General features: G+C 71.3%; 14 protein-coding genes. 8 read left to right on the top strand and 6 right to left on the bottom strand.

The genetic code is table 11. The features are described 5' to 3' along the window. Positions 1-270: 270 nt before the first annotated feature. From clpX to WME95_RS17645, 6 genes are all read left to right on the top strand, one after another. Positions 271-1,527 carry an ATP-dependent Clp protease ATP-binding subunit ClpX gene (clpX, locus tag WME95_RS17620; protein ID WP_012235779.1) on the top strand — a complete coding sequence of 419 codons (1,257 nt, stop codon included), beginning with the start codon at positions 271-273 and terminating at the stop codon, positions 1,525-1,527. A gap of 209 nt (positions 1,528-1,736) precedes the next feature. Continuing rightward, positions 1,737-4,229, top strand: coding sequence for an endopeptidase La (gene lon, locus WME95_RS17625; RefSeq protein WP_437553053.1), 2,493 nt, complete (start codon positions 1,737-1,739; stop codon positions 4,227-4,229). Positions 4,230-4,288: 59 nt separating this feature from the next. Continuing rightward, positions 4,289-5,857: a bifunctional phosphoribosylaminoimidazolecarboxamide formyltransferase/IMP cyclohydrolase gene (gene purH / locus WME95_RS17630; protein WP_437909524.1), complete on the top strand. Its 1,569-nt coding sequence runs from the start codon at positions 4,289-4,291 to the stop codon at positions 5,855-5,857. 189 nt (positions 5,858-6,046) lie between these two features. Continuing rightward, complete coding sequence (locus tag WME95_RS17635; RefSeq protein ID WP_437909525.1) at positions 6,047-7,480, top strand: ParA family protein; 1,434 nt, start codon at positions 6,047-6,049, stop codon at positions 7,478-7,480. Between the two features lie 214 nt (positions 7,481-7,694). Continuing rightward, the gene (locus WME95_RS17640; RefSeq protein WP_437909526.1) at positions 7,695-8,039 is read left to right on the top strand and encodes a hypothetical protein; all 345 of its coding nucleotides are present in this window, start codon (positions 7,695-7,697) and stop codon (positions 8,037-8,039) included. 276 nt (positions 8,040-8,315) lie between these two features. After that, the gene (locus WME95_RS17645) at positions 8,316-9,020 is read left to right on the top strand and encodes a Bax inhibitor-1/YccA family protein (RefSeq protein ID WP_437553059.1); all 705 of its coding nucleotides are present in this window, start codon (positions 8,316-8,318) and stop codon (positions 9,018-9,020) included. A 238-nt stretch (positions 9,021-9,258) separates the two neighbouring features. On the opposite strand, the gene WME95_RS17650 is transcribed toward WME95_RS17645, so the two are convergent. After that, entirely contained in the window at positions 9,259-9,765 is a 507-nt protein-coding gene (locus WME95_RS17650; RefSeq protein WP_437909527.1) for a DUF4112 domain-containing protein, read from the bottom strand. A gap of 204 nt (positions 9,766-9,969) precedes the next feature. Here WME95_RS17650 and WME95_RS17655 point away from each other — a divergent pair, with 204 nt between their 5' ends. Next, the gene (locus WME95_RS17655) at positions 9,970-11,568 is read left to right on the top strand and encodes a hypothetical protein (protein ID WP_437909528.1); all 1,599 of its coding nucleotides are present in this window, start codon (positions 9,970-9,972) and stop codon (positions 11,566-11,568) included. Positions 11,569-11,670: 102 nt separating this feature from the next. Here the strand turns inward: WME95_RS17655 and WME95_RS17660 are convergent, their stop codons facing one another. The 5 genes from WME95_RS17660 to WME95_RS17680 form a co-directional block, all read right to left on the bottom strand. Next, complete coding sequence (locus WME95_RS17660; RefSeq protein ID WP_437909529.1) at positions 11,671-13,596, bottom strand: hypothetical protein; 1,926 nt, start codon at positions 13,594-13,596, stop codon at positions 11,671-11,673. Between the two features lie 77 nt (positions 13,597-13,673). Next, the gene (locus tag WME95_RS17665; protein WP_437909530.1) at positions 13,674-15,623 is read right to left on the bottom strand and encodes a molybdopterin-dependent oxidoreductase; all 1,950 of its coding nucleotides are present in this window, start codon (positions 15,621-15,623) and stop codon (positions 13,674-13,676) included. A 111-nt stretch (positions 15,624-15,734) separates the two neighbouring features. Continuing rightward, on the bottom strand, positions 15,735-16,673 hold the full coding sequence (locus WME95_RS17670; protein WP_437909531.1) for a hypothetical protein: 939 nt from the start codon (positions 16,671-16,673) through the stop codon (positions 15,735-15,737). Positions 16,674-16,875: 202 nt separating this feature from the next. After that, positions 16,876-17,928 carry an RluA family pseudouridine synthase gene (locus WME95_RS17675; RefSeq protein ID WP_437909532.1) on the bottom strand — a complete coding sequence of 351 codons (1,053 nt, stop codon included), beginning with the start codon at positions 17,926-17,928 and terminating at the stop codon, positions 16,876-16,878. A gap of 87 nt (positions 17,929-18,015) precedes the next feature. After that, a complete protein-coding gene (locus WME95_RS17680) occupies positions 18,016-19,212 on the bottom strand; it encodes a vWA domain-containing protein (protein ID WP_437909533.1) in 1,197 nt (398 codons plus the stop codon). A gap of 228 nt (positions 19,213-19,440) precedes the next feature. Here WME95_RS17680 and glgA point away from each other — a divergent pair, with 228 nt between their 5' ends. Further along, the gene (gene glgA / locus WME95_RS17685; RefSeq protein ID WP_437553074.1) at positions 19,441-20,895 is read left to right on the top strand and encodes a glycogen synthase GlgA; all 1,455 of its coding nucleotides are present in this window, start codon (positions 19,441-19,443) and stop codon (positions 20,893-20,895) included. Positions 20,896-20,940 lie beyond the last annotated feature (45 nt).

A 20,940-nucleotide genomic window follows, 5' to 3' on the forward strand; every position in this document is an offset into this window, starting at 1 on the left:
TTTCGCGCGATGCGCGGGCGTGTCGGTGGCCGACTGCGGGGCGCCATCGGGTGATTCCCTGACTTCGGCCACAGGCTGGAGACCACCCCCGTTAGCTTGCGACGGTACGGGCACCGCACTAGAATCCGAGCGCGGCGTTTGGCTGCGCATCGCTGAAAATACAGGGGACGGTGGAAGCCGTTCCCGCCGCAAGTTGGAGGGGCCGCCGCCGCGGCGGGACCCCACCTCTCATTGAAGCGGTAGCGTCGGCAGACCGCACTGAGGGTCGAAGTGGAGCGAAGGCGGGACGATCACTCGAATGGCAATCTAAGCTGCTCTTTCTGCGGCAAGTCGCAGAAAGAGGTGAAGAAGCTCATCGCGGGCCCCACGGTGTACATCTGCGATGAGTGCATCGGGCTGTGCAATGACATCATCGCGGAGGAGGTCGAGAAGGACGAGCCGTACGCGGGGTCGACCCCGGTGCCCAAGCCCGCCGACATCAAAGCGACCTTGGACGAGTACGTCGTCGGCCAGAACCGCGCCAAGAAGATCCTCGCTGTAGCGGTGCACAACCACTACAAGCGCATCGACAGCCGGGTGTCCTCGGACGACGTGGAGCTGTCCAAGTCGAACATCCTCCTGCTGGGGCCGACGGGGTCCGGCAAGACCCTGCTCGCGCAGACGCTCGCCAAGATCATCAACGTCCCCTTCGCCATCGCGGACGCGACGACGCTGACCGAGGCCGGGTACGTCGGCGAGGACGTCGAGAACATCATCGTCCAGCTCCTGCAGAACGCGGATCACGACGTCGAGCGCGCGCAGCGCGGCATCGTCTACATCGACGAGATCGACAAAATCAGCCGCAAGAGCGACAACCCGAGCATCACCCGCGACGTCTCGGGAGAGGGCGTGCAGCAGGCGCTGCTCAAGATCATCGAGGGGACGATCGCCAATGTCCCCCCGAAGGGCGGGCGCAAGCACCCGCAGCAGGATTTCCTGCAGGTCGACACGACGAACATCCTGTTCATCTGCGGCGGCGCGTTCGTCGGGCTCGATCAGATCATCCAGCGGCGCATCGGCCAGAACACCCTCGGCTTCGGCGCGGACATCAAGGCGAAGAAGGACTTCAAGCTGGGCGACCTGCTCAGCGTCGTCCAGCCGGAGGACCTCCTCAAGTTCGGGCTCATCCCGGAGTTCATCGGGCGCCTGCCGGTCGTGGCGACGCTCCACGAGCTGAACGAGGAGGCGCTCATCGACATCCTCACGAAGCCGAAGAACAGCCTGGTCAAGCAGTACCAGAAGCTCTTCGAGATGGACGGGGTGAAGGTCAAGTTCACCCGCGGCGCGCTCGTGGCGGTGGCTCGCCAGGCCCTCGAGAGGAACAGCGGCGCCCGCGGTCTTCGCGCCATCCTCGAGTCGGCGATGCTCGACATCATGTACGACGTCCCGTCCCGCACGGGGATCAAGGAGGTCGTCGTCAGCGAGGACGTGATCGTGAAGCACGAGCCTCCGCTCATCGTGTACACGAAGGAGGCGGAGCTCGCGTAGCGCTCGCCCCCGGGGGGCGGCGGGCGAGGCGCAGGCGCGGCCCGAGCTGTGCGCCCTCACCCCCCGGAGGCGCCTCCGAGCATGCCGGCGCCGCGTGTCCCTGGAGGGGCAGCGGGACGACCCGGCGGAAGTTCAGCATCAGATCAAGGCATTTGTGACAACCGAGGCGGGGGTGCCCCGACCTCCCGATACTCCCGGAAAGACGGCGGATGTTCTTCAAGAACGACAGTGATCGCGGCAAGAACGCACCCGAGCGCGGGATCGTCCCGTTGCTCCCGCTTCGCGACATCATCGTCTTTCCACACATGGTCTCGCAGCTGTTCGTCGGGCGCGAGCGCAGCATCGCCGCGCTCGACGAGGCGATGAACCGCGGCAAGGAGATCTTCCTCGCCGCGCAGCGCAACGCCAAGACGAACGATCCGACGCCGGACGACATCTTCGGCGTCGGATCGGTCGGCGCGATCATGCAGCTGCTCCGCCTCCCGGACGGCACCGTCAAGGTCCTCATCGAGGGCAAGCGCCGGGCGCGCATCCGCCGCTACGTCCAGAGCGATGCGTACTTCCTGATCGAGTACGACGAGATCGTCGAGAGCTCGGTCGCGAGCGTCGAGGTCGAGGCGCTGATGCGCTCGGTCCAGTCGACGTTCGAGATGTACGTCAAGCTCAACAAGAAGATCCAGCCCGAGGTCCTGATGGCGGTGCAGGCCATCGACGAGGCTTCGCGGCTGGCCGACACCATCATCGCCAACCTGCCGACCATCAAGCTGACCGACCGGCAGGCGCTGCTCGAGATGGAGGAGCCGCAGAAGCGGCTCGAGCGTCTCATCGAGTTGATGCAGGCCGAGATCGAGATTCTCCAGGTGGAGAAGAAGATCCGGAGTCGCGTCAAGAAGCAGATGGAGAAGACGCAGAAGGAATACTATCTCAACGAGCAGATGCAGGCCATCCAGAAGGAGCTGGGCGGCGGCGAGCGCGACGAGTTCAAGAACGAGATCCAGGAGATCGAAGAGGCCCTCAAGACCAAGCGGATGAGCAAGGAAGCCGCCGCGAAGGTCAAGAAGGAGCTCAAGAAGCTGAAGATGATGCACCCCACGAGCGCCGAGGCGACCGTGGTGCGCAACTACATCGATTGGATCCTGGAGCTCCCCTGGTACGACAAAAGCGAGGAGCGTTATGACCTCGTCGAGGCCGAGCGGATCCTCGATGAGGACCATTACGGCCTCAAGAAGATCAAGGAGCGGATCCTCGAGTACCTGGCGGTCCAGGCGCTCACGAAGAAGCTCAAGGGCCCGGTGCTCTGCTTCGTGGGGCCGCCCGGCGTCGGCAAGACGAGCCTGGCGAAGTCGATCGCGCGCGCGACGGGGCGCAAGTTCGTGAGGCTGTCGCTCGGCGGCGTGCGCGACGAGGCGGAGATCCGCGGCCACCGGCGGACGTACATCGGCGCGCTGCCCGGCAAGCTGATCCAGTCGCTCAAGAAGGTCGGGACGAACAACCCCGTGTTCCTGCTCGACGAGGTCGACAAGATGTCGACCGACTTCCGCGGGGATCCGGCGGCTGCGCTGCTCGAGGTGCTCGATCCTGAGCAGAACCACACGTTCAACGACCACTACCTGGATCTCGATTACGACCTCTCCGACGTGATGTTCATCACGACGGCGAACACGCTCTCTGGCATCCCGGTGCCGCTCCAGGACCGCATGGAGGTCATCCAGCTCTCGGGCTACACGGAGTTCGAGAAGCTGAACATCGCCGTGAAGTACCTCGTGCCCCGGCAGCGGAAGGAGTGCGGCCTCGAGGACGTGTCGCTCGACTTCACGGAGGGCGCGCTCCGGACGATCATCCACCACTACACGAAGGAGAGCGGCGTTCGCTCGCTGGAGCGCGAGATCGCGAGCGTCTGCCGCAAGGTGGCCAGGCGGGTGGTGTCCGACGGCAAGGAGAAGCCGATCGAGGTCGTCGCGAAGAGCATCCCGAAGTACCTCGGCGTCCCCAAGTACCGGCTCGGCCGGCGCGAGGAGCGCGACGAGGTGGGCCTCGTGAACGGCCTCGCCGTGACCAATGTCGGGGGCGATCTGCTCCCGGCCGAGGCGACGGTGGTGCCGGGCAAGGGCAAGCTCGTGATCACCGGGCTGCTCGAGAAGGGGATGGAGGAGAGCGGGCACGCGGCGATGAGCTATGTCCGCTCGCGCCTCGACCGCCTCGGGCTCGAGGCGGACGTCTATCAGAAGGTCGACATCCACATTCACTTCCCGGATTTCGTCCGCAAGGACGGGCCCAGCGCCGGCGTCACGATGGTGACCGCGCTCGTCAGCTCGCTCATGAAGGTGCCTGTCCGGAGGGATCTCGCGATGACGGGCGAGATCACCCTGCGCGGGCGCGTGATGCCGATCGGCGGGCTCAAGGAGAAGCTGCTCGCGGCCCACCGCGGCGGAATCGCGACCGTCATCCTGCCGAAGGAGAACCGGAAGGACCTCCGGGACGTGCCGCGGCGGGTGCTGAAGGCGCTGCGGCTCGTGCTCGTCGAGCACGTCGACGACGTGCTCCGTGAGGCGCTCATCCTGCCGGACGCCTATGCGATCTTCGGGCCGCCCAAGGGCGTCCTGGAGTACCGGGACGGCGAGCTCGTCGCCGAGGCGGCGCCGGTCAAGGCGCCGCCGGCCGCGGCGGGCGAGCCGACGCCGGCCGCGCCGCCCGGCGCGTGAGCGCGGCGTCGTCGGATGGGCTGGCGGTCGCCGCAGAGACGCACTAGCTGTGCGTCGCAATGATTCGACGCGCACTGATTTCGGTATCCGACAAGACGGGATTGCTCCCGCTGGCCAGGCGGCTCGCGGAGAAGGGCGTGGAGATCCTCTCGACCGGGGGGACGCAGCGGGCGCTCGCCGACGCCGGCGTGCCTGTCATCGGGGTGGAGGCCTATACCGGCTCTCCCGAGGTCATGGATGGCCGGGTGAAGACGCTCCATCCGCGGGTGCACGGCGGCATCCTGATGCGCGGCGCGATCGACGACGAGGACCTCGCGCGGCTCGGCGGGGCGCCGATCGATCTCGTTGTGTGCAATCTCTATCCCTTCGAGGCGACCGTCAGGAAACCGGGGGTCACGCACCCCGAGATCATCGAGAACATCGATATCGGCGGGCCGTCGATGGTGCGGAGCGCGGCCAAGAACCACGCGCGCGTCGCGGTGGTGGTCGATCCGGCCGACTACGATGCTGTGCTCGCCGAGATCGACAGGCAAGGTGAGGTGTCGAGCGCCACCCGCCGCCGGCTCGCCACCAAGGCGTTTGCGCACACGGCGGCCTACGACGGGATGGTGTCCGGTTACCTCTCCTCGCTCCCCGAGGAAGGTGAGCCGAACGCGGCGGAGCGCGAGGCCTATCCGCGCTTCCTCACGCTCGCCCTCGAGCGGGCTTATCCGCTCCGGTACGGCGAGAACCCGCACCAGTCCGGCGCCTTCTATCGTGAGCGGGGCGCGGCCGCGGGGTCGCTCGCGCTGGCGGAGTCGCTGGGCGCGGGCGGCAAGGAGCTCTCGTTCAACAACCTCGTCGACGTGGACGCCGCGTTCGAGGCGGTGCGCGAGCTCGCGCAGCCCGCCGCGGTCATCGTGAAGCACACGAACCCGTGCGGCGTCGCGACCGGCGACAGCCTCGCGGCCGCCTACCGGACGGCGCGCGACGCGGACGCCGTGAGCGCCTTCGGTGGGATCGTCGCCCTGAACCGCGAGGTCGACCGCGCTGCTGCCGAGGTGCTCGTCGAGACGTTCCTGGAGTGCGTTGTCGCGCCCGCCTATACGCCCGAGGCGCTGGAGGTGCTCCGCACCAAGAAGAACCTCCGGGTGCTCGCCACCGGCGCGCTCCTGCCCGCGGATCACCGGGAGCTGACGTTCAAGCGCGTCGGCGGCGGCCTGGTGGTCCAGGAGCGGGATGCCTCGGCGGCCGGCGAGGTGCGCGGCGGTCGGGTCGTGACGAAGCGCGCGCCGACAGAGAAGGAGATCGAGGCGCTCGATCTCGGTTGGCGCGTCTGCAAGCACGTGAAATCCAACGCGATTGTGCTCGCGATGCCGGGGCGGACGGTCGGGATCGGCGCCGGACAGATGTCGCGGGTCGAGAGCGTGCGCATCGCCTGCAGCAAGGCGGGCGAGCGGGCTCGTGGGAGCGTCCTTGCGTCGGACGCGTTCTTCCCGTTCCCGGACAACGTGGTGCTCGCCGCGGAGCACGGGATCACGGCGGTCGCGCAGCCAGGCGGCAGCGTGAAGGACGCGGAGGTCATCGCTGCGGCCGACGCGGCGGGGATCGCGATGGTGTTCACCGGGGCCCGGCACTTCCGTCACTGAGCTGGTCTGGCGCCGAGGTCCCGTGACTGAACCGCCTCGCGCCTCTGTCCCGGGATGCGTGCGCTCCCACGCCCTTGCGCCGGAAGGGTGGGTCACGCTCGCAGAAAAGTTGACCTTTGCGCCTTGACTGTGATGATGGTCAACGCTGCGCCTGGGCAAAGCGCTGTGCGCGGCGCGAAGGAGCGAGCTGTGGGCGGAATCAGCGAGACGTGCAGCGTGTGCGGGACCGGATTCGAGGTCCAGTTCCGGTACCAGATGGAGGAGAAGGACGGCGGCTTCTCCTTCTTCTGCTCGCAGAAATGCCTGGAAAAGAGCCAGCTCGGCGGGGAGGATGGCGCCGCGCTCGCCACGTGCGACGCGTGCGCGAAGCGGTTTCCACCGGATCTCGTGTCCCAGGTGCTCTACGTCGCCGGGCGCCGGCACTACGCGTGCTCGCTGGGGTGCCGGACGCAGCTGGTCCGTGAGGCGAAGGGGGTGCGGCTCGGCGACATCGCGGCGGCGGCCGCGGCGCCGGCCGAGGGAGCAACGCCGACCGTGGACGAAGCGCCGCTGGCAGGAGGCGGGTCGCGCTCCGCCGTGGCGGCAGGTGAGCCGGCGCAGCCGGCGGCTCGGGCGAGCGCCCAGGGCGAGGCGACGGGGCGGGCTGCGCCGGCCGCGTCTGCCGCTCGCCCGGCGGAGCTCAAAGGGCAGGGCGCGGTCGCGGTGCCCCTGTCACCGGCAGGGGGCGCGAAGCGGCCGGCGCAGCCGCCGCAGCGCCCGGCCGGGGTGCCCCGCTGCCTGGCCGTGTTCAACCACAAGGGCGGTACGGGCAAGACGACGACGGCCGTGAGCGTGGCGGCCGGGCTCGCGGCGCGCGACAAGCGGGTGCTCCTCGTCGACACCGACGCGCAGGGGAACGTCTCTGTCTCGCTCGGCGCGGGCGCGGAGCGGTCGCTCTATCACGTGCTCGTGATGGGGCTCCGGGTCGCGGACGCGACCAAGACGGTGCGACCGAACCTGGATCTCCTGCCGTCCAACGAGACGCTCGCCGCGGCGGAGCTCTACCTGGCAGGGCGCCAGAACCGCGACCGCGTGCTCTCGGATCGCCTCTCCGCTGCGGCGGCCGAGTACGATTACGTGGTGCTCGACTGCTCGCCGAGCCTGTCGTTGATGAACCAGAACGCGCTGGTGTTCGCCGACAGCGTGCTCGTCCCGGTCGCGTGCGACTATCTGTCGCTCGTCGGCGTCCGGCAGGTGATCAAGACGGTGAAGAACGTGAACGCGCTGCTGCATCACCCGGTGCAGATCTGGGGCGTGCTGCCGACCTTCTACGACGGCCGCGCGAAGATCGCGCGCGAGGCGGTGAGCACGATGAAGCAGCACTTCGGTGAGCGCTGCCTCGCGCCGATCCGGCAGGCGATCAAGGTCAAGGAGGCGCCCGCGCAAGGGCAGACGATCTTCGAGTACGCGTCGGGAACCCCTGCCGCGGACGACTACCTCGCGGTGGTCGATCGCATCATCGAGAGCCGCGAGCGCGGCACGGCGGGCTCCGAGGCAGGGGCGGCGCGCGACGGGACAGCGTGGAGCGTCGACCGGGGGGATGCGGCCGCCGAGCGGCCGGGCGCTGCGGCGGCGGGGGCGTGAAGGGACCCGCGGACGCGGAGTCCCGCTGGATGAAGGGACCCGCGGACGCGGAGTCCCGCTGGATGAAGGGACCCGCGGACGCGGAGTCCCGCTGGATGAAGGGACCCGCGGACGCGGAGTCCCGCTGGATGAAGGACCCGCGGACGCGGGGTTTCGCTGAATGAAGGGCCCGCAGTCGCGGAGCCTCGACCGGGCAGGGGAGCTGGAGGAAGCAATGAAAAGCGAAGGCGATCTCGGGGGCGCCGCGCGGGCGCTGCTCGATCGCGATGAAGTGGAAGGTGTTTTGTCCGGGGCGTTCTATACGCCCACGGAAGCGCCTCGCGTGCGCGCGAAGGCCCGGACGAGCGGCGCCGCATCCGAGCCCGGTGCTGCGCCGGCGCCGGAGAGACCGCAGCACTACAAGGTCATCTGTATCTCGATGTACACCGAGGATCTCGAGCGGCTGGACGAGATGGTCAGCTCGCTCAAGGCGCGCGGGATGACCAAGGCCAACAGGAGCGCGCTGATCCGGCATGCGCTCTCCCAGGTGGACCTCGACAAGATCCCGAAGGGGATTTAATCCCTTCTTCCAGGGAGACTTCGACAGGACGCAGGGCGCGACGTCCGCATTTCCATCATCGTGCGGCGGGCGCCGCGGGCTCCGGGGGGCCCTGAGCGGTGCCGTGGGGGACCTGCGGGCCGGCCGGCTTTCCCGGGAGCCGGCGAGCGGCGGAGGGCCCCTGCACAGGCGCCGGCGCTCGCGACGTCGTGGCGCTGCGCCTCGTCCCCCGGCCGCCTCGCCGCGGGCATGCAGCGTGCTTCACGTGCTAGAGTCGAGGCCTACCAGAGAGGGAACATGGACCAGAACTACGTAGGATACGGGACACGCTCGTCGGTGCTCCGCGCCGGTGCCGAGTCGCGCGAGCGCTTCATCGTGCGAACTTATAACCACCTGTTCGGTGCGATCGTCCTCTTCGCTGCGATCGAGGTCGCGCTGTTCAAGACCGGCGTCGCCTCGGTCATCGCCAGGGCGATGATGGGCACGAGCTGGCTGCTGGTTCTCGGGGCGTTCATGCTCGTGAGCTGGCTGGCCAGCCGCGCGGCGCACACGTCGGTATCGAAGCCTGCGCAGTACGCCGCGCTCGGCGGCTTCGTGCTCGCCCAGGCGATCGTCTTCGTGCCGCTCCTTTACATCGCGGACATGGTCGCTCCCGGCGCGATCCAGAGCGCTGGGCTCGCCACGATGGCCGGCTTCGCCGGGCTCACCGCGATCGCGTTCGTGACCCGCAAGGATTTCTCGTTCCTTGGGGCGCTCCTGCGCTGGGGCGCCATCTGCGCGCTCGTCCTCATCGCGGCAGGCGCGCTGTTCGGCTTCCAGCTGGGCACCTTCTTCAGCGTCGCCATGGTCGCGTTCGCTGGGGCCGCCATCCTGTACGACACGTCGAACATCCTGCACCACTTCCCCGAGGACCGGTACGTCGGCGCCGCCCTCGAGCTCTTCGCGTCGGTCGCCATGCTGTTCTGGCATGTGCTCCGCCTCTTCATCAGCTCCCGCAACTGAGCTGGGCGCACCCGCGGCGGATACGGGCCCACCTCGACGTTTTCGGTGCTCAGCGCACGGGAGTGCGCTTGCGCGCCGAAAACGCCGATCTGGGCCCGTCTCCTGTGCGGGTGCGCCCCGCTCGGGCGGCGGCCGTGGCAGATCGGGGGGCGGCCGTGGTGGAGAAAGAGGGGAGGCGGGTTGAGCTGGGCGCGCCGCGGGGGGCGCGGGTGGGGTGGCGTGGGGCCGAGATGGGGCCTCAGGGAGCGAAGAGGGCTTGTAGCGCTCTTGTCAGCGAGAAGAGCATGAGAGCCGCCAGGGCGAGGATGCCTGCCAGCGCCAGGAACAGGCCGGCGTAGAAACGAAGATTGGAGGGCGGCGCGCCGCCCTGCGTTCGCGCCGCGAGGTGGGCGCGCAGCAGGTCGAGGTTGCGCGCGTTCGCCTTGTAGGTCGCATCGAAGAGATCGCCTACGAGTGGGACCGTGCCGAGCAGCGTCTCGAGGCCCACGTTGAGCACCATGCGCAGCACCGCGGAGGCGGGGAGACGGTAACGCGTCGCCGCGAGCACGATGTAAATCGAGAGCGCGAAACCGATGAGATCGCCGACCCCAGGGATCAACCCGATCACGGCGTCGTAGCCGACCCGGTAGCCGACTCCAGGGATACGGATGGAGTTGTCCAGAAAATGCCCGAGGGCGTTCAAGCGTTTCAGCCGCTCGTCCTCGAGATCAACGGCCTTCAGCGGGGCAAGGGGCGGCGCGGGCATGGCGGACCCATCTCTGCGAAGCGGATCAGACATCCCTCGCAGTTTACTTCTCGCACCCTCCAGCGGCGACTCAAGAGAGACCGCGGGGCGGCGTCGCAGGGACACGCGGCGCGGCGGGCGAGGATCGGGCAGGAGCACGTCGCCTCGGGAGGGGGCCGTGGACGGGCGGGCGCTGCCGCCATTGCGGCGACGGCGCTGTGATCCATGCTGGCGCCTGCCATGCCGAGCCCGCGCGCCCTGGTTCGCTGCTCCGGAGCGCGCCGAGCGCTGCTCGGCCTCGCCAGCGCGCTGCTCGGGACGATCGACGGAGGCGAGGCGCGCGCGCAGGGAAGGTACGAATCCGCGCTCCTCGGCGGGCGATCGGCGCTCCTGGGGGGCACGGGGGTCGTGCTGGGCGTCGACGGCGCCGCGCCCTTCCTGAACCCGGCCACGATCGTCCGCATCGAGGACCGGAACATCGCGTTCTCGTCGGCGTTCTTCCGCTACGCGCACCGCACACTGCAACGGTGGCACCAGCCAGGGCCGGTCGACCCCGGCCTCTACGGCGATCTCCGGCTCGATCGCACGTCGGTGAGCGATCATGGGGTGGACAGCCTCCCCGACGCGACATGCTATTTCTTCAACTGGAAGAGCGGCGCACGAGGCGCGGATTCGACGCGGGTGCCGGTCGGGCGCCAGGTCGTCGCCGCCTGCCTCGGCAAGACGGAGGAGAACGAGTTCGGGTTCGACGCGCTGCGATTCTCGGGGGAGTCCGCCTCGCGGCGCGTGAGCCAGGCCCAGACGCTCCGCTACGCGTGGGGTCGCTTCAGCGCCGGCCCTTCCTGGAGCTACAGCGCCACCTCGCGCCTCGCCGTGGGCGCCTCGCTCTCGCTCGTGCGCACCCGCTACACGAGCTCGCTCGGCGTCGCCAGCCTCGTGGAGGACACCAGCGCGGGCTCGGCGAGCAACGCGACCTACCAGGCCGCGCTCTCGGGCGATTCATGGGACCTCCTCGCCCACCTCGGCGTCACGTACCGGCTGAGCCGGGTGTTCTCGGCCGGGATCAGCCTGCGGACGCCCAGCGTTCACGCCGTCGACTCCCTGGACGCGAGCTACGTCGACACGCGCGCCGATGGGACGGCGGCGGCGCGCTACTGGGCCGGTGAAGGGGCGTTCGTGGCCCCCTCTCCAGCCCGCGTCGCGGTCGGCGCGAGCGCGGAGTGGAGCAGGTTGCGGCTGGAGCTCGACGGCTTCTTCTACATGGGCCAGCGCGAGTTCGCGCGGATCACCGCCGATCGCGAGGAGATCGCGATCGCCGGGGGCGCGGTGACGAGCCGGGCGCAAGGCCGCCTCGACATCGTCGAGGCGGCGGCGCCCCTCGTCAACGTCGGGCTCGGCGCCGAGGTGTTCCTCACGCGCGACCTCAGCCTCGTGGGCGGCGTCGCCTCCGATTTCAACGCGCTGTCGAGCCTGCGAGGCCCCATGTCCGCCGAGTCGAAGCTCTTCTTCGAGCGGATGAGCGGCGCCCACGCGTCGCTCGGGTTGGTCTCCTATACCCGGTACGGCGACCTCGTGTTCGGCGCGCGCCTCGATTACGCCGCCGGGCAGATGGCCGCCGTCAACGCGTTCGCGTCGCCGGTGCGGCTGGATCCCATCGACTGCAGCGAGATCGGCGCGACCCTGGTGCTCGCCGGGAGGATCAGCCTGCGCACCGTGGAGGACGTGGCGCGCGAGATCGGCGACGCCGTGGAGGGCTCGGCCGCCGCGCCCCCCGAGCGGACCAGGCCGAGGGAGCCGATGCGGACGCCTGCTCGAGAAGACTGAGCGGCGACGCGCGCCGTGGATCGATCGGGCGCCGCGCTCGTCCGGCGCGAGGATCTGCGCGGCTGCGCCTGAGGCCGCTCCCACGCCGCGGCGCCGCGGCGCTCACGCCGCCCCGGCGTCCCGCGGGCGCACCCCGGCGCGCTCCGCGAGCGCCTCGGCCTCGGCGAGCGCCTCCCTCTCCGCGAGGGCCTCGGCCCCGGCGAGCTCGTCCGCGTCGCCTTGCTCCCTCAGGCGCTCGAACGCCGCGAGCGCCGCCGGCGCGACCGCCGAGAGCCAGCGCCGGCTCGCGGCGTCGAGCCGGAGCTCCTCGCGGAGCCGCTCCACCTCGCCAGCGCCCGCGGCGCCCGGGCTCGCCGCCGCGCGGCACATGTCGGCGAGCAGCTCGTCGCGCGCGTTCAGCGGCAGGTCCGCGTCTCGCTCGGTGAGGCGCGCAGCCCCGGCGATGTCGCCCTCCCGCGCCCGCAGCGCGAGCGCCACCCGCATCCTGGCCCTCTCCAGGAACGGGTACGACGCGTACCGCTCCGCGAGCAGCGCCATCTCGGCGCGCGCGTCGGCGCGCCGGTCCATCGCCGCGAACAGGAACGCGCGCTCGGCCAGGAGCGCAGGCAACAGGATGTCCGCCGCCGTCGCGCGCGCCGCCTCGGTGCCAAGCCGCGCGAGCCCCGCCTCGCACGCCGCGAGCGCCGCGGAGAGCTCTCCCTGTCGCTCCGAAAGCTCGGCGAGCGCGAGGTGCGCCTGCGCCGCGGCCGCGGGCACCTTGCTTCGCGTGAGGGCCTCGAGCTCACCCTTCCCCCGCTGCTCCTCGCCCTTCGCGACGGCGATCTGGGCGGCCATGAAGCGCTGCGAGAGCTTGCGCGCGCGCGCCATGTTCACGAGCACGGCCCCGACGAGCATCACGATGAAGAAGATCGGCAACGCCACGACGATCGAGAGCGGTCGGACGATCAGCCTCGCTGGCAAACGCTCGAGCCCGGGCGCCACCGGCGGTTGATCGGGGCTCAAGAACTGCCACACCCCCAGGAACAGCATCACCAGGGTCACCCACAGGAGCACCGCGCGGCGCGCCGCCTTCGTCGCCGGCTGGCGGTTGCTCCCGGCGCGCCCCTCCGCCGCGGCGCGCGTGGAGGCGTCGGCGCGGTCCACCTCCGCGCGCGACAGCTCCTCCACACCGCCCGCCGCCAGCGCGGGGGCGCGCATGAACGGCGCCGCGTCGGGCGAGATGCGCGCCGCCCAGTCCGCCGCCGAGAGCTCGCCTCCCGCCTCCGGCTCCCGCTTCGCGCCGGTGCGGTAGACCGAGCTCGCCTTCGCCTTCAGCATGCGCTGGTAGGCGCGGACGAGGGCGCGCTCGCGCGGGCGCGTGTGCTCGACGAGGAGGCCCCGCTCGCGGAGCAGGTGCGCCCGCAGCGCCTCTCTGTCGCCCGAGCGCTCCAGGAGCACCGCGGCCGCGAGCTCCGCGCGGGCGCGCACCTCGGGCGACGCCAGGGCGCTCGTCCGCACGAACTCGATGTCCGCCGCGGCGCCGTCGCGATCGCTCGTCGAGGCGCGGAGCAGGGCCCTCAGCGAGCGCGCCGCGGCGATCGTCGCGTGCTCCAGGTGAAAGGAGAGCGGGTCGGTGCGGCGGGTCACCGCGGCGTCGGCGCGGGCGAGCGCGCCCGCGAGATCGCCGCGCTGCATGGCGGCGAGCGCGCGCTGGACGTCGATGACGCGCAGGACGTAGCGCGAGCGGCACGTCGCCTCCGCGTAGTCGAGCAGCTGGGCGGCGTCCTCGCGCTGGCCGGAAGCCGCGAGGTTGTACGCCTTGTTGACGACCTGCACGGCGACGCCGATCGATCGGGCGCGTAGCCCGATCGCGATCAGGAGCGCGCCGGCCATCCCGAAGGGCACTCCGGCCGCGACGCTGCCGAGCCCCGTCACGCTCACTCCCGCGCCCACCAGCGCCATCGACGCGCCGATCGCGATCTGCCGGTTCGCGAGGCGGCGCGCCGCGTGCGGTGTGATACCGAACCGTGCAGGCAGCTCTTTCGCCATCGCGCGAGCGTAAGAGACCGCCGGCCGCGCGGGCCAGGGGATCTCGCGTGCGCCGCGTCCGCCGCGCGGGCCGCGCGCTAGGGCAGGGGCGCCGGCGGGTCGATCGGCTCGACGCGCACCCGCTCCTCGTAGAGCGCGCCGCCCTCGCCGATGTCGGTGGTGCGCGCGGTGATCAGCGCGTTGGCGCAGCGGCCGTCCCGGAGGTGACCTCCCTTCGGGAGGAGCGCGACGTCGCGGCGCTGGGCAGGATCGTGGCGGAGCAGCGCCGTCATGGCGCCGACGCGCGACGTGATCCGGCAGGCGCCGCCGTCGGGCACGCCGCCGGCCGCGTCCGGGTGGACCGTGACGACGGCCGGACCGCGCTGGGGTCGCGCCCACTGCGACGACTGGGACTTCTCGGTGGAGAGCGCCATGAGCAGCAGCGGGAATTCGCTCGCGTCGGGATCCACGCGCTCATCGGGCGCCTCGGTGATGAGGTTGACCCGGCCGCTCGGGGTCGGGAACTTGCGGTCCTCGAACAGCACCTTCGGCGCCAGCGGGTTGCGCACCGGCCCGCGCTCCAGCGTCTCGAGCGTCACGCCGAGCGGCGCGAGCCTGGGCTCGGTGACCCGCCGCTTCCAGTCGCGGGCGCTGCCGTCGAGCGCGCCGCCGAGGCCCACGCGCCGCGCGAGCGCCTGCATGATCTCGAGATCGCTCTTCACCCCGGCCGGGGGTGGGACCACGGGCGTGGCGACGCCGAGGTAATGGTGGCCGTAGGCGCCGACCACGTCGTCCGCCTCGAGGAGCGTCGTCGTGGGCAGCACGAGGTGGGCGACCCGCGCCGTGTCCGTGAGGAAGGAGTCGACCACGACGACGAACTCACGCGTCCGGAGCGCCTCCGCGACGGTGTCGGACTCGGGCAGCATGGCGACCGGGTTGCCGGCGGTCACCCAGACGGCTCGGATCGGCGGGTCGCTCATCCCGAGCACCTCGCGCCCGAGCAGGGGCTCGCAGACGGTGCGGGGCGCCGGGCGCTCACCCTCGAACGGCGAGAGGTCGAACGCGCGGCGCCGCTTGAAATAGAACGAGACGCCGCCGCCCGGGATGCCGAGGTTCCCGCTCACCGCCCCCAGAGCGTCGAGGGCGCGCACGATCGCACCGCCCGTGGTGCGCCGGCCCATGCCCCAGCCCACGAGGATCGCCGTGGGCCTCTCGGCGAGGCGGCGCGCGAGGTCCAGGGCCGCGCGCTCGGGCACGTCGGCCTCGCGGCACCACGCGGCGACCGAGCTCCGGCGCGCGAGCGCGCGGAAGGCGTCGAGGTGATCGCAGTAGTCCGCGGCGCGCGGGTCGGTCCACCCCTCGTCGAAGAGCACGCGGGCGACGGCCATCGCGAGCGCGAAGTCGCCGCCGGGGCGCGGCTGGTAGAACGCCCCGCAGAGCGACGCCGTCCTGTGGTGCACAGGATCGATGAGCACGAGCTCCGCGCCGCGCGCCTTCGCCTCGCGCAGCACCGGGAGCGTGTGAGGGCTCGAGGTGAAGACGTTCTTGCCCCAGAGGAGGATGTGCCGGGCGCTCCGGAGATCGGCGAGATCATGGCTGTCCTCCTCGCCGAAATCTGTGAGCTGCGCGGCGTCGCCCGCGCCGGAGCAGATGTCGCCGCGCTTGACCGTGACCGGCCCGAACCGCGCGAAGAACGCGTCGGCGATCCCCGTGAGCATCCCGAGCGAGCCGCCGCTCCGGTAATGGAAGATCGCGGCCGGGCCCGACTCGCGCCGGATCGTGAGGAGCTGCTCGGCCGCGGTGTCGAGCGCTTCCTCCCAGGAGACGGGCGTCAGCTCACCGCCCTTGCGGAGCAGCGGCGTCGTCAGCCGCTCGGGCGAGTACTGGGTCTCGAGGAAGCGCGACGTGCGGTAGCAGAGGAAGCCCCGCGTGATCGGGTGGTCCGGGTCGCCGCCGAGGCGCATGACGCGACCGTCCTCCACGGTGGCCACGATGCTGCAGGCGTCGGGGCAGTCGCGGTTACAGGTCGTCTTGCGGAGCTCCTGCATGGCGGCAGCGTAGATCGGGCCCGCGGTGCGGTACACCCGCCCCGCCCCCCGGAAGTCCGTCCGGACCTGGCCGGGCTTCCACGCCGCGCCGGGGCGGCCCCGCGCGCCGGATCAATCGGCCGCGAGCCGCTCGGGCGCGTACTCCCGCGAGTCGTCGCCCGAGACCTCCTGAGCGATCGCCCGCAGCTGCTCGTAGCGCTCGCGCAGGAGCGACCACAGCCGATCGCGGATGTCCCTCGAGTCGAGCCGCTCCGGCGGGCGCGTGTTGCTGACCAGCCACTTCGCTGTGCTGTTCAGCTGGGTCAGCTCCTCCCTGGTGATCGGGATGCGGCTCTGCACGTGGCTCCACCGGTCCAGGATGAGGTTGGTGATGGCGGCCGTCGCGCTCGCGGGATCGCCGGCGACGAGCGCGCGCCGGACGATGCCGAAGGTCTCGGGGACGATGCTGCGCGGGAAGTACACCTCGGCCGTGGCGAGCGTCGGGCGCAGCACCCCGTAGAGCAGATCGAGCTTCTCGACGACCTCGGGCGGCGGCGCGCTCTCGGGCTGCATGCGCGTCACCGCGTAGTCGAGCGCCATCGCGAGCTCCGGCAAGCTGCGGATCGCGTCGAAGCGGGACTTGGGCAGCCGGCGCCGGTGGCGCGCCGGATCGCGCGTGACGGACTGCACGGCGCGCCGGACGATCGCGAGCACCCCGCTCGCGTCGCCGCGAAAGGCCTGCACGTTGGCCGCGGGCAGGTCGCTCGCCGGCATCGCGTACCGCTCGTAGCGCTCCCGATCCAGGCTCTCGTCGCCCCGGTCCCGCGGGGCGGCCTGCAGCGGCGCGGCGCCGGCCGATGAGGCCGCTGCGGCCCGCTCCGGGCCTGCCTGCCGCGGTTCTCCGGCGCCGGCAGGCTCTCCTGGAGAGGGCGCCGCCGCGTCCTGCCTCGTCTCTCCCGGACCAGGCACCGGCCCGGATGTCGTGCTCTGGGCGGTGCTCTCGGCCTCGAGCGGTGTGGACCGGAGCGCTGGATCCCGCAGCGCCTCGAGGTCGTCTCGCGCACGCGTCATCTCGGCCATCGTACGTAAGTCGGTACTTCGGCACAAGATCCGCAGGCGCTCGAGCGCGCTCGCGCGGGGCTCCGGTTGCAGCGTCCATGGCGCGCCGCAGGCGCCGCCTCGCCCACCGGTGTCATCGCGTCCCGCAAGCGTCACCCCGCACACACACGAGCGGAGGGGTGGCCCGCGCTGGATCCTCCGCCTTCCGCGTGGATCACGCGTCGAGCGCGTCCCAGAAGGTGCGCAGATCGTCCGAGAGCGGCGCCTCGATGCGCACGCGTTCGCCTGTCATCGGGTGCGTGAGCTCCAGGAGCCCGGCGTGGAGGGCGTGACGGTCGAGCTCGAGCGCGCGGCGGTCGTCGTCGGTGAGCTCGCCGTCGGCGCCGCGCGCGAACATGCCCTCGTCCGGGCCGTAGAGCTTGTCGCCGACGAGCGGGAGGCCGCTCGCCGCGAGGTGGACCCGGATCTGGTGCTGCCGGCCGGTCTCGAGCGTGCAGCGGACGAGCGTGTAGCGCCGGCCGGTGAGGGGATCGGCGCGGCGGCCCAGCACCTCGCACGCGGTGGCCGACGCGAGGCCGCGGCCCGGCGGCGCGACCCGCATCTTGACCTTGTAGCGGCTCGCGTCGTCGAGCTCGAGCGGCAGCTCGACCCGGAACGTATCGTGCTCGGGCCAGCCCCAGGCGATCGCGGCGTAGCGCTTGACGACGCCGGTGCGCTCCTCGAACTGCGCCTTCACGGTCCGGTCGGCCTCGGGCGTGCGGCAGAGCAGCAGCACGCCGCTCGTCTCCCGGTCGAGCCGGTGGGCCAGGAACAGCCGCTCGTCGGGGCGCGCGGCCTCCATCATCTTGATCACGGTGCTCTTGTGGTACCGCGCCGTGGGGTGCACCGGCAGGCCCGCCGGCTTGTTGATGGCGAGCAGCGCGTCGTCCTCGTGGAGGACCGGGATCGGGGTGTCGGGCGCCTGCTCGTCCCACGGCTCGCGCCAGAGGAGGATGCACTGCTCCGGCCGGACGCGATCGCTGCCGCGCAGGCGCCGCGCCTCGGGCGAGTAGGCGCCGCGGGCGACGATCTCGGCGGCGCGCGTGCGGCTCGTCCGCTTGAGCTGGGTCTGGACGAACCGGTCGAGCCGCATGCCTGCCGACTCAGGCGGCACGCGCAGCACGGTGACGACCGACCCCTCCGGCACCTCCGCGGGGCGCACCACCGGCGTGCCGCGGCCGAAGGGGCCGCTCGTGCCGGCGAGCTCTCGCGCGCTGATCCTGGTCATGGGCCGAGCCGGCCTTGGCCTTTAGCAAAAGCGCCGGCCCGCGGCGCGGAAAAGGGGCGGCGCGCGCCGGCGCGCTGCTCCCTGGGTTCACTGGGGGACGAGGATCTCGCAGGGGAAGTCGAACGAGATCTCCTGCGCGCCCTTGAGCTGCTCGCAGGCGTCGCCGACGAGGGTGAGCTGGGTGGCGCTCTCCATCGTCCAGCCGTTCTGCGCGTCGTAGGGCACGGGCGCGCCGTCGAGGAGCACCTGGCCGAGCGACGCGTTGCGGAGGTCGACCTCGATCGAGCCCTGGAGGTCGAAGGTGCAGCTCTTGACGCCGGCGATGGCCGCGTCGAGCTCGTCCTCCAGGGAGGACGCGTCGGTGGGGTCCGGCGTGTAGTAGGTGGCGGTGCCGCCGGCGTCGGCGTAAGTGCCCGCGCCGGCGAAGCAATCCTCGTTCGTGCCGCTCCGGGGCCGCTGGACGGGCTGGCCTGCGCCCGCGTTCGCCACGTCCTGCAGGTGCTGCGCGAGCGCGCCCGACCCGAGGCCGAAGACGAACGTGCCGATGCCCTGCTCGTAGGCGTCCTGCACCGCGCCGACGACGTCGTCGCGCGCGCACACGGCCAGCACGTCGTCGCAGCGATCGGGCTCGCCGTCGGTGACGAACAGGATGTACCTGGGGCCGGGCTCCGGGAACGCGAGGAGCTCCGGGACGACCGTCTCGTTGAACGTCATGGCGGTGGGCGTCTCGAGCTTGCCGGGCGGCACCGTGGAGGCCTCTTCGTAGGCGGCCGAGATGGCGGCGTGGTGGTTGAGGGCGATGCCGTCGGCCCTCGCGAGCAGCGGGCACTGCATGTTCTCGATCCCGGTGAACGTCACGAAGCCGAAGCGCACCCTGTCCTGCAGCCTGTCGACGACGTTGAGCACGGCGGTCTTGAGCGGATCCCAGAAGCCGCTGCCGTACATGCTGCCCGAGCGATCGACGACGATCATCACGGTCGGCGTCTGCGGCTCGAACGTGATGTCGAGCTGCTGGCAGGCGCCGCCGCCGCCGCCGTCCGTGCCGCTCGAGCCGTGCGAGCCGGCGAAGTCGAGCCCCGCGCCGCCTTCGCCGAAGCCCGAACCGGTGCCGGGGTCGGCGCCGCCGCTGCCGCCGCTGCCGCCGCTGCCGCCATTGCCGCCGATGCCGCCGGAGCCCTGGGACGAACCGCCGCCGTCGTTCGTGGCGCTGCAGCTCACGGCGACGCCGGTGGCGAGGAGGGCGAGGACCAAGGAAAGCCTGGGAAAGGTAAGCGTACTGCTCATGGAGAAACGATACACAGGGCAGGACGGCCCGTCTCCGCCATGTAGGGCCCTGGAATCCGCCATGTAGGGCCCTGGAAGGGGGTGTGGCGCGGATGGAAAGTTGCTCCAAAACGGCGCGCGCGGCGCTGCCTCTGCGGCGACACCCGGGCGCTGGCCAGCGTTCAGCGCAGCTGTGGGTTCGGAAGCCGCGCTGTACGCACCCCGGTTCGTGCTACACACGGCGCCCGCATGGACATCCTCTTCGCTGCGTCCGAGATCGCGCCCATCGTCAAGGTCGGCGGCCTGGCCGACGTCGTTTCGTCGCTCTCGAAGGCGCTCCGGCTGCTCGGGCACAAGGTGACGATCGCGCTGCCGCGCTACCAGGCGCTCGACTCGAGCGGGCTGATGATGGCGCGCCGCCTCACCCCGATGCCGCTCGAGGTCGACGCGAAGGTGTCGCCGGGCGGGCCGATCCAGGTGACGCTCTTCGACGGGCGGCTCAGCACGGGCGTGGAGCTCGTCGTCCTCGACGTACCAGGCTTCCACGATCGGCCCGGCATCTACGGCGAGGAGGGGCGCGACTACGAGGACAACGCGCGCCGGTTCTCCCTGTTCTCCCGCGCCGTCGTGGAGCTCGTCCGCCAGCGCGCCCGGTCGGGCGCGCCGTTCGATATCGTCCACGCCCACGACTGGCCCACCGCCATGGTGCCGTACCTGCTCCGCCACCAGCAGTCTGCGCCTGGCCGGACCGTGCTGACCCTCCACAACGCCGCGCACCAGGGCCTCTTCCCGAAGGACGCGCTCCCGTACCTCGGCCTCGACGACGACCACTTCCGGCCCGAGCGGCTCGAGTTCTACGGCCAGCTCAATTTCCTCAAGGGCGGCATCCTGGCCGCGGACGCGCTCACCACCGTCTCGACCACCTACGCGAACGAGATCCTCACGCCGAAGCAAGGCGAGCGCCTCGACGGCGTGCTCCGCACCCGGGCGAACCAGCTGTCCGGCATCGTCAACGGCATCGACTACGCCGTCTGGAACCCGATGACCGATCCGGCCATCATCGCCCGCTACGACGCGGAGGACGTGAGCAACAAGGGCCGCTGCAAGAGCGCGCTCCTCCAGGAGCTCGGGCTCGAGATCCGGCCGGATCGCCCGCTCCTCGTGTCCATCGGCAGGGTGGTCGCGCAGAAGGGCAGCGACCTGCTCGCGAACGCCATGCCGAAGATCCTGAAGGGCGACGTCAGCGTCGTCGTGGCCGGCGAGGGCGACGCCGAGCTCATGGAGAAGCTCTCCGCCGCCGCGGCCAAGGCGCCCGAGCGGGCGAAGTTCCTCGGCGGGGTGAGCGAGGCCGTCGTGCACCGGCTCATGGCCGCGGCCGACCTCGTGGTCGTGCCGTCGCGCTTCGAGCCGTGCGGCCTCGTGCAGCTGTACGCGCAACGCTACGGCGCTGCCCCGGTGGCGTGCAGGACCGGAGGCCTCGTCGACACGATCGTCGACATCGACGCCGCCCTGGAGACCGGCACGGGGTTCCTGTTCGACAAGCCGACGGCCACGTCGCTGCTCGGCGGCGTGCAGCGCGCCCTCGCGGCCCTCACGTCGCCCCGCTGGCCCGCGGTCCAGCGCCGCATCATGCGCCTCGACCTCGGCTGGGATCGTCCCGCGCGCCGCTACGTCCAGGTCTACCGCCAGGCCCTCGCCAGCTGAGCGCCGCGCCGTCGCCGAGCCCCGCGCGCGCGGTCGCGAGGCGCT

The sequence above is a fragment of the Sorangium sp. So ce327 genome (genome assembly GCF_051530205.1).
In the GTDB taxonomy this organism is placed as follows: domain Bacteria; phylum Myxococcota_A; class Polyangia; order Polyangiales; family Polyangiaceae; genus Sorangium; species Sorangium cellulosum_B.

Coding starts and splice junctions, on each gene's coding strand:
- WME95_RS17675 (WP_437909532.1), bottom strand. CDS start 17,928: ATGACCAGGATCAGCGCGCGAGAGCTCGCCGGCACGAGCGGCCCCTTC.
- WME95_RS17665 (WP_437909530.1), bottom strand. CDS start 15,623: ATGCAGGAGCTCCGCAAGACGACCTGTAACCGCGACTGCCCCGACGCC.
- WME95_RS17645 (WP_437553059.1), top strand. CDS start 8,316: ATGGACCAGAACTACGTAGGATACGGGACACGCTCGTCGGTGCTCCGC.
- glgA (WP_437553074.1), top strand. CDS start 19,441: ATGGACATCCTCTTCGCTGCGTCCGAGATCGCGCCCATCGTCAAGGTC.
- WME95_RS17655 (WP_437909528.1), top strand. CDS start 9,970: ATGCTGGCGCCTGCCATGCCGAGCCCGCGCGCCCTGGTTCGCTGCTCC.
- lon (WP_437553053.1), top strand. CDS start 1,737: ATGTTCTTCAAGAACGACAGTGATCGCGGCAAGAACGCACCCGAGCGC.
- WME95_RS17660 (WP_437909529.1), bottom strand. CDS start 13,596: ATGGCGAAAGAGCTGCCTGCACGGTTCGGTATCACACCGCACGCGGCG.
- WME95_RS17680 (WP_437909533.1), bottom strand. CDS start 19,212: ATGAGCAGTACGCTTACCTTTCCCAGGCTTTCCTTGGTCCTCGCCCTC.
- WME95_RS17650 (WP_437909527.1), bottom strand. CDS start 9,765: ATGCCCGCGCCGCCCCTTGCCCCGCTGAAGGCCGTTGATCTCGAGGAC.
- WME95_RS17640 (WP_437909526.1), top strand. CDS start 7,695: ATGAAAAGCGAAGGCGATCTCGGGGGCGCCGCGCGGGCGCTGCTCGAT.
- WME95_RS17670 (WP_437909531.1), bottom strand. CDS start 16,673: ATGACGCGTGCGCGAGACGACCTCGAGGCGCTGCGGGATCCAGCGCTC.
- purH (WP_437909524.1), top strand. CDS start 4,289: ATGATTCGACGCGCACTGATTTCGGTATCCGACAAGACGGGATTGCTC.